The sequence below is a fragment of the Pokkaliibacter plantistimulans genome (genome assembly GCF_003194385.1).
Taxonomy (GTDB): Bacteria; Pseudomonadota; Gammaproteobacteria; order Pseudomonadales; family Balneatricaceae; genus Pokkaliibacter; species Pokkaliibacter plantistimulans.
The window spans coordinates 35579-43794 of sequence record NZ_LAPT01000006.1 but is presented as its reverse complement, the minus strand read 5'-3'; the positions used below and the strand labels follow the sequence as shown (position 1 = coordinate 43794).

The 8216-nt window shown below is 57.8% G+C and carries 6 protein-coding genes and 1 pseudogene; 5 read left to right on the top strand and 2 right to left on the bottom strand.

Going from position 1 to position 8216, the window contains the following annotated elements; genetic code table 11:
- Positions 1 to 763 (top strand): annotated as a pseudogene (locus tag WH50_RS26275) (hypothetical protein); the annotation flags it as partial.
- 94 nt (positions 764 to 857) lie between these two features.
- On the opposite strand, the gene ppnP reads toward WH50_RS26275, so the two are convergent.
- Complete coding sequence (gene ppnP / locus WH50_RS02275) at positions 858 to 1139, bottom strand: pyrimidine/purine nucleoside phosphorylase (RefSeq protein WP_104153273.1); 282 nt, start codon at positions 1137 to 1139, stop codon at positions 858 to 860.
- Positions 1140 to 1663: 524 nt separating this feature from the next.
- On the opposite strand from ppnP, the gene WH50_RS02270 reads away from it, so the two are divergent.
- Genes WH50_RS02270 through WH50_RS02255 form a run of 4 tightly spaced genes read left to right on the top strand, consistent with a single transcriptional unit; the run spans position 1664 to position 7501 of the window.
- On the top strand, positions 1664 to 3118 hold the full coding sequence (locus WH50_RS02270; RefSeq protein WP_104153275.1) for a circularly permuted type 2 ATP-grasp protein: 1455 nt from the start codon (positions 1664 to 1666) through the stop codon (positions 3116 to 3118).
- Positions 3119 to 3122: 4 nt separating this feature from the next.
- Positions 3123 to 4055, top strand: a complete 933-nt coding sequence (locus WH50_RS02265; RefSeq protein ID WP_110185837.1) for an alpha-E domain-containing protein — start codon at positions 3123 to 3125, stop codon at positions 4053 to 4055.
- Positions 4056 to 4108: 53 nt separating this feature from the next.
- The gene (locus WH50_RS02260; RefSeq protein WP_110185836.1) at positions 4109 to 6589 is read left to right on the top strand and encodes a circularly permuted type 2 ATP-grasp protein; all 2481 of its coding nucleotides are present in this window, start codon (positions 4109 to 4111) and stop codon (positions 6587 to 6589) included.
- A gap of 12 nt (positions 6590 to 6601) precedes the next feature.
- Entirely contained in the window at positions 6602 to 7501 is a 900-nt protein-coding gene (locus WH50_RS02255; RefSeq protein ID WP_110185835.1) for a transglutaminase family protein, read from the top strand.
- A 56-nt stretch (positions 7502 to 7557) separates the two neighbouring features.
- Here WH50_RS02255 and WH50_RS02250 read toward each other — a convergent pair whose 3' ends face one another.
- On the bottom strand, positions 7558 to 8163 hold the full coding sequence (locus WH50_RS02250) for a MarC family protein (RefSeq protein ID WP_110185834.1): 606 nt from the start codon (positions 8161 to 8163) through the stop codon (positions 7558 to 7560).
- Between the last annotated feature and the right edge of the window lie 53 nt (positions 8164 to 8216).

Here is an 8216-nt window from a genome sequence, read left to right as displayed (position 1 = left end):
CGCTGACGACCTCACCACCGAAGAAGTGCAGCAACTGCCGATGCGCCTCGACCACGAAATACTCAGGGGGGTCTCTTATGGGGAGGCTTCCTGGCTATATGCCTTCGGCACCCTTGCTTATGCCATTGGGAAAGTGGGTACTTGGGTATTATTGGTTGCAGGCACATTTGCTCTAATTGTTGCTTTGGCTAAAGGTGCAGGAGCAGCAGCATTTCCTGTCTTTTTTTCTTTGGTCGGTATCCCACTCGCCCTATGGGGGGGAGGCAAAGCCGCTCTGTATCTGGGCAGTAACTTTACTTTTAACGCCATGCGCCCCTACTTTGACCTCAACCGACGTACTGGCATGGTGACCATATACAAAGGGAAGGGAAAAGTAGAAGCCGTTATTCCCTTCGCTGACATGGCGGCTGAGCTGGTCTCCGTACCCAATCATCAGGGTTTGATCATGTCGTACTTTATGTGGCTACGCCAAACCGCACAGCCTCATCACAATATCGCCCTGAGCAAACTCTACGGTGCCGTAGGCTCAGAGCACGAAGCACGGCGTTTATGGGACTGCCTGCATACCTATATGGACATCAACCAGCCACTGCCTGACTTGCCCATGCTCGAAGCCTTCCGCCATCTCGACCCCACCACTGCCGAACATGACCGCAAAACCGGGCGCCACCCGCGCCAGTGGCGTGACCTCAGCGAAGAAGCCTTCAAAGCCAGAGTAGACGCCATCAATACCGAACAGCAGCAGCGATTTGGGAAAGTGTAATCACCACAAAAGAGATGTGATCAAAAACACCAAAGCCAGCATCAAGCTGGCTTTGGTGTTTCTCGACGCCTGTTGGCGTCAATTAAGCGGCTACTTACAGGTAGCGGCACAGGTAGGCTGTGTTTTCTGCTACCTGCAGATTGAACTTGCTGTTACCGGGCACGAAGAATGCTTCGCCTGCCTCGAACGTCACCCACTCTTCTTCGCCGGGCAGCTGCACAGTCAGCGCACCACTGACGACAGTCATTTCTTCCGGCGCATCGGTACCGAAGGTGTACTCACCGGCAGCCATTACACCCACAGTGGCGCGTCCGTCTGCAGTCTGGAAGCCGATGGATTTCACTTTACCGTCAAAATATTCATTCACATTAAACATGATGGACCTGTCGTTTAGTCACACGGTGGAGTAAGGCTGACCATAGTAGAGCCACTGCCGGGGGCTGTCATCCGCCGCTCCGTGACTTTTTGTCTGGTCCATTAGGCTGACAATGAAGGTTTTTTGCGATTTGTTGCAGCCTTGCGCTTGTTATCCGCCTGAAGGCGGGTATAGGATCAGAAACGGGTGTTTTTGCTCACAATGTGATCACCCTTTCCCTTCCACTCGCTCACGGAGGACTTCTTAGTCGGCTTGACTGACACCATGCCAAAGCCCGTACCGGACAAATATGGCATCCGCTTTGCTAAAGCAGTGAGTGAAGGTCAGATTACTGATCTGACAGGCCTGTCGAGCTGACAGCATTCACCGATGTGGCGTGGTCCTGGCGCCCAGACACAGGCGAAGTACTACCTCTGATGCCCGGCCCAGCACTGCGCAATGTGCCCGAAACAAATAACAGGTTCGGAAGATTGTAGTTACGGCAGTTTGTAATTACGGAAATGTTGAATAGGGAGTGTGCATCCATGTCAGAAGTCTTTGCACTAAGTCCGTACCAGCCATACCCGGATTGTTTTGATGAGCTGGTCGATTCTGATGGTAACGCTCGCCCCCAGGCTTTACCCATCGCGCGTTTTATCTCTCAGAAGGGCGAAGAAGAACTGGTCCGTCGCCAGCAGCAGCTGGACGCCACCATCCAGTCCATGGGGGTGTCGTTCACGGTTTACTCCGACAGCCAGAATATTGATCGCTCCTGGCCACTTGATGTCGTACCACGCACCATCTCCAGCACGGAATGGAAGCGCACCAGTGACGGTCTCAAGCAGCGCCTGCAAGCCCTCAATCTGTTTATCAACGATCTCTACAACGACCAGCGCATCCTCAAGGACAAGATTGTCCCCGCCGAGCTGATTCTCCACTCCAAAAACTTCCTGGCACCATGTCAGGGCATGACCCCCGCACACGGCGCATGGGCGCATATCTGCGGCACCGATTTGGTGCGTGATCAGGATGGCCAGTTCTATGTACTGGAAGACAACCTGCGGGTACCGTCCGGCGTGTCCTACATGCTGGAAAACCGCACCGTAATGAAGCGTGTTTTCCCTGAGCTTTTTGCCGAATCGACGATCTATCCGGTCGATGATTACCCTCATCAGCTGTGGAAGACGCTGGCCTCGCTGTCGCCCCGACAGGACATCACGCCGGTGGTCGTGGTACTGACACCCGGCATCTATAACTCGGCTTACTTTGAGCACAGTTATCTGGCCCAGCAGATGGGCTGCTATCTGGCCGAAAACTCCGATCTGTATGTCGATAATGACAAGGTCTATCTGCGTACCCTGCGCGGTCCGCGTCAGGTGGATGTGATCTACCGGCGCGTGGACGACATCTTTATCGATCCCGAAGTCTTCCGTAAGGACTCGGTACTGGGCATCAAAGGTCTGGTACGCGCCTGGAAGGCAGGCAATGTGGCCATCGCCAATGCCCCCGGCTCCGGTGTGGCCGACGACAAGGTGGTCTATGCCTTTGTACCCAAGATCATTGAGTACTACCTCAGTGAAAAACCGCTGATCGACAACGTCCCCACGTATCTGTGCATGGACGACAAAGAGCGGGAATACGTGCTGGCCAACCTCGACAAGCTGGTGGTGAAACCCGCCAACGAGTCCGGCGGCTACGGCATTCTCATCGGCCCACGCGCCACCGACGAAGAACGCGCCAAGTGCGCCGAAGCCGTCAAGGCCAATCCACGTAACTTTATTGCTCAGCCCACCCTCAACCTGTCCACCGCCCCCACTCTCTGTGATGGCGTGCTGGAACCCCGTCACCTGGATTTGCGGCCCTTCATCCTGCAGGGCGCAGAACTCTACTGCACCACCGGCGGCTTGAGCCGGGTGGCGCTGCGACGCGGCTCACTGGTGGTCAACTCCTCTCAGGGAGGTGGCAGTAAGGATACCTGGATAATTAACGACGAGGGCTGAAACCATGCTGGCACGTGTGGCTGAAAATGTTTACTGGATGGGTCGTTATCTGGAGCGTATCGACGATACCGCGCGCCTGATCAACGCCACCACTCATATGTTGATCGATTCGCACAAGGACACCCGCTTCAGCTGGCCGGTGCTGATCAACGTTCTGGGCGAGGACAATCGCCGCTTTATCAGCGAAGGTGGCTCCAGCGAGCGCACGGTAATGCATTACCTGATTGCAGCGGAAGACAGCCCGGCGTCCATCCGCTTCTCCTGCACTCAGGTGCGCGCCAACGCCCGCTGCGTGAGGGAAGTTATCCCCCGTGATATCTGGGAAGAGGTGAATTCACTTAACCAGTTCATGCAGGCGGAATGCACCCAGGCTTCCAGTCGTCGCAAGCGCTATAACCTGATGGTCGAAGTGGTGCGCCGCTGCCAGATGGTAATTGGCGTCATGGATGGCACCATGCTGCGCGACGACGCTTACCGGCTGTTCAATATTGGCCGTCATCTGGAACGGGCGGATATGACCACCCGTATCATGGACGTTCTGATTCTGCAGCAACTGACGCCTGCCATGGGCCATCAGGGGCGGCGTGAAATTCAGTGGAATGCCGTGCTGAATGCGCTGGGTGGGGTGGAGTCCTACCAGCGGTATTACGCCCGCGAGGAAGGCGACTCCGACGTGATCGATTTCCTGCTGACCTACAAGGCCTTCCCCCGCTCCATCGTGTACTGCCTCGACAAGATGCAGAATGAAGCCAAACTTCTACCCCGTGCTGACAGCCTGCTGCAGACTATTGAAAAGCTACGCAAAGAGTTAGACTCTGAGCCCCTGACGCAACTGTCGACCCACGACCTGCACTCTCTGATTGATGATCTGCAGGCCGGGCTGATCGACATTCACACAGCTCTGATTTCTGACTCCCTGCATACCCCGACGCGCTGACCCTCGCAGGTCAGCCGGGTGTGCTGTTCATACGGACTAGGTAAGGCTCATTCATGATCCAGCAAGACGCGCCTTTGTCATTGGATAATTTGACACAGGCATACCGACGCCGCGCCAAGGGCATGGATGAGTGGTTACCGCACGCCGAGGACGACAGCTGGTCTGACGTACTGGGCTGGTTCACCGATCAGGGCAGCGATACCCTCGCGGGCCTGACCGCCGATCTCCAGCACCAGCTACGCGAACACGGTGCCACCTTTGATCCGCAACGCCAGCAGAGCCGCACTGTCGACCTGCTGCCGTGGCTGATCGACCCGGCCGAATGGCAACAACTTGAGGCCGGGCTCGGCCAGCGCCGACGCCTGCTGTCAGCTGTCCTGCGTGACATCTACGGTCCGCAGGAGCTGCTCAAGCAAGGCATTCTGCCGCCGGAACTGATCTACCGGAACGCCAACTATCTGCTCCCCTGCCATCACCTGCTTCCCGAAGAGAGTGAATGGCTGCTGCTGCTCGGCTGTGATATCGGCCGTGACAGTGCCGGGCGTTTCTGCGCCTACGGTGACTGCACGCTGGCCCCCGGCGGCATGGGCTATGTGCTGGAAAACCGGGTCGCCATCAATCAGGTCATTCCCGAATTATCGCGACGCTTTCAGAAGCGTCAGCTAGCCACCTTCTTCAAGCATCTGCAAAAGGCACTGGTGCCGCAGATGCCTTATTCCAGCGAACCGCTCATCGGCCTGATGACACGCAATTACCGTGATCGTCAGTACTTTGAACACGCCTTCCTCGCCAACTATCTGGATATCGCCCTCGTGCACGGCGCTGACCTGATGTACAAGGAAGGTCGCCTGTGGCTGAAAACCCTGAGCGGCCTGCAACCACTGGATGCGCTGATGCGCTATATGCCTGATGCGCTCAGTGATCCACTGGAGCTGGATGCCAGCGTCGCCGGCAGCCCCGGCCTGCTGCAATGTATTCGCCAGGGCAATCTGCTGTGCTGTAACCCGCCCGGTGTGGCCTTTATCGACAGCGGCGCCCTGCTGCCCTATATGGACATCCTCTGTGAGCACCTGCTGGAAGAGGAGCTGCTACTGCCCTCTGCCCCAGCATTCTGGTGCGGCGAAGAGAAGCATCTGGCGCGCGTGCTGAAACAGCTGGATGACATGATCATCCATGATCTCGAACGCCCCGGTGAGCTGATCGCCGTCGCCCAGATCAGCCGCAGTGAACGCGATGCGCTGGTGGAGCGAGTGAATGCCGATCCGCAGCGCTACCTGGCCCGCCAGATACTGCCACTCAGCACCTTACCGGTATGGCAACAGAACGAACTGCAGTCACGCAGCGTGGTACTGCGTACCTTCGTGCTCAGTCAGGAACAGAAAGACGTGGTCATGCCCGGTGGTCTGGCCCGCTGCCACGACCAGCCGGTGCAGTTGCAGCTGGGGCTGGAAGCCAACTTCATGGCCAAGGATGTCTGGCTGCAGAGCCAGACCGATCAGTACATCAGCCTGCTGCACAGCGCCCTGACCAGTGTGCGTTTGTCGCGTAAGGCCGGGCTGCTCCCCAGCCGGGTGGCTGATCATCTGTTCTGGATGGGTCGTTACAGCGAACGCCTGAACCTCGCCTGCCGTGCCCTGCGCGCGGCACTGCCGCTGGTCAGCACCGTGGTCAAGGAAGAGCAGGTCGCAACGCTCACGCCGATGGTGGAGTTTGCCTGCACCATCAATGGTGGCACCTTTACCACGACCGACTCGCCCGACGAACTGACCGCGCAGCTGAGCAGTCTGTTTGCCCGCGACCGTCTTGATGGTCTGCTGGCAGTGATGCAGTCGCTGATCATGAATGCCCAGTCCGTGCGGGAATTCTTCAGTGAGGATACCTGGCACGTGCTGGAGCGTTTGCAGCATGCGCTGAACAACTTCCCGGCGCAGGGCTCGACGTCGCGCATGGTGCGGGCGCTGGATGACGTCATCCTGCTGCAGTCGGCCATTTACGGTCTCAATAATGAAACCATGAGCCGTACCCAGACCCTGCGCTTTATGGACATTGGCCAGCATCTGGAACGGGCGATGCAGACCACCGCCATGCTGGAAAATGTCTTCGTCAAATACCCGACGCCGCCTGCCAGCCTGATGGAAGCAGTGCTGCGCATGGCCGATACTCTGATGACCTACCGTCGCCGCTACCGCACGGAGCTGCACCCCATCGCTATTATCGACCTGCTGCTGCTTGATGAGGGCACCCCGCGCTCGGTCGGCTATCAGTGCATTCGCCTCAAGCGGCAGGTCAACCATCTGCCGGATCGTGATTCCACCCTGCCCGGCCTCAACGCTGAACAGCGACTGATGGTGGAGCTGGTTGCCCTGTTGCAGCTGGTGGATCTTGACGCCCTGATGAGCGAGGCGGGGAAACCGTCAGAACAGCTCGGTGATCTGCTGGGCCGCATCCAGACGCTGCTGAGTCAGCTGTCAGATGCCATCACGCTGGCGTATTTCAATCACGCCGACATTCCCAAACCCATCGTGCGGATCTGAGGGCTGAAGCACATGAAATACCAGATCAGCCACCTGACCCAGTATCACTACCTGCAGGACATCGCCAACTGCTACAACCTCAGTTGCCTGTCACCGCGTAAACTGGCCTATCAGAAGACCCGCAAAACCCGGCTGGAAGTCTCCCCTTCGCCCAGCAGCCTGTACGATCATCTGGACTTTTTTGGCAATCGCCATACCTTCTTCCACGTCAACAAGCTGCATACCCAGCTGGAAGTAAAGGTCACCAGTCTGGTGGAAGTGCTGCCCCGTCTGGGTAGCCAGCAACTGGAAGAATCCACGCCGTGGGAAGAGTTACTGGTCTATCTGGGTCATGCCACCGACACCCAGGCGCTGCACGCCCGCCTGCTGCGTACTGCCACCCGCATGACGCCGACGGATAAACTGTTTCGTGACTTCGCCATGGAGGTGTTCGAGCCCGGCATGCCTGTGCTGGAAGGGGCGAAACGTCTATCCCATCGTATTTTCGATGAATTTACCTATGACCCGGGCTTCACTACCCTCGCCACGCCGGTACATACCGTGCTGCAGCAGAAACGCGGGGTGTGTCAGGACTTTGCCCAGCTGGCCATCAGCGCCCTGCGCTCGATGGGCATCCCGGCGCGCTATGTCAGCGGTTATCTGGAGACCATTCCGCCTCCCGGTCAGGAACGACTGGTCGGCGCCGATGCATCGCATGCCTGGTTTGCTGTGTTTGATCCGATTCTGGGCTGGGTCGACTTTGACCCGACCAACGATCTGATCCCCGATGAGCGCCATATCACGCTGGCCTTTGGCCGCGACTATGCCGATGTCGTGCCGCTGAAGGGTCTGATGAGTGGCGGCGGACAGCACCAGCTGACGGTGCAGGTGGATGTGATGCCGCTGGCAGATAGCGAAGGGCTGGGGTTATAACCCAGCCCGTTCATCAGCCATAAATAGACAGCGTACCCCGGCGCGCACAAGGCATTTCAGACTGACTCCAGAAAGCCCCGCACACCCGACAGAATAATCTGTGCTGCCATCGCCGCCAGAATCAGGCCGGTGATCTTGCTGAGAATATTCAGCCCGGTCCGCCCCAGAATGCGCTCGAACACGCTGCTCAGATGCAGCGTGATAGCCAGCCCGGCCAGCGCTGCCAGCATCCCTAACAGCCCGATCATCACGTCCCAGCCTTTCAGCTCAGCACCGTACACCAGAATGGCACCGATGGTAGCCGGACCAATGATGGTCGGAATCGCCAGTGGCACGACGGAAATGTCATCCCGCTCCTCGGCTGGCATACCGGTGGCATGGGTACGAATGCCATCCCGCACCAGACTGACCGCAGACAGGAACAGCAGCACCCCGGAGCCAATGCGGAAGGAGTCGAGTGTGATACCGAGAATCTCAAACAGCGTGCTGCCGAAGAACAGCAGAATGACACTGATGGCCAGCGCGGCCAGTACCGCCCGATTGACCACCTTGCGTCGGCTGGCCGGGCTGTCGCCACGCGTCAGGGAGAGGAACATCGACACCACAAAGAAGGGCGCATAGAGAAAGAAGAACTTGACCCAGGTAGCCACAAACAGGCTCATGACAGCAATCCTGCAGGATAGAGAAGTTGCCGTGAATTTTAGCCAATAGGCAG

Coding starts and splice junctions, on each gene's coding strand:
- ppnP (WP_104153273.1), bottom strand. CDS start 1,139: ATGTTTAATGTGAATGAATATTTTGACGGTAAAGTGAAATCCATCGGC.
- WH50_RS02270 (WP_104153275.1), top strand. CDS start 1,664: ATGTCAGAAGTCTTTGCACTAAGTCCGTACCAGCCATACCCGGATTGT.
- WH50_RS02265 (WP_110185837.1), top strand. CDS start 3,123: ATGCTGGCACGTGTGGCTGAAAATGTTTACTGGATGGGTCGTTATCTG.
- WH50_RS02260 (WP_110185836.1), top strand. CDS start 4,109: ATGATCCAGCAAGACGCGCCTTTGTCATTGGATAATTTGACACAGGCA.
- WH50_RS02255 (WP_110185835.1), top strand. CDS start 6,602: ATGAAATACCAGATCAGCCACCTGACCCAGTATCACTACCTGCAGGAC.
- WH50_RS02250 (WP_110185834.1), bottom strand. CDS start 8,163: ATGAGCCTGTTTGTGGCTACCTGGGTCAAGTTCTTCTTTCTCTATGCG.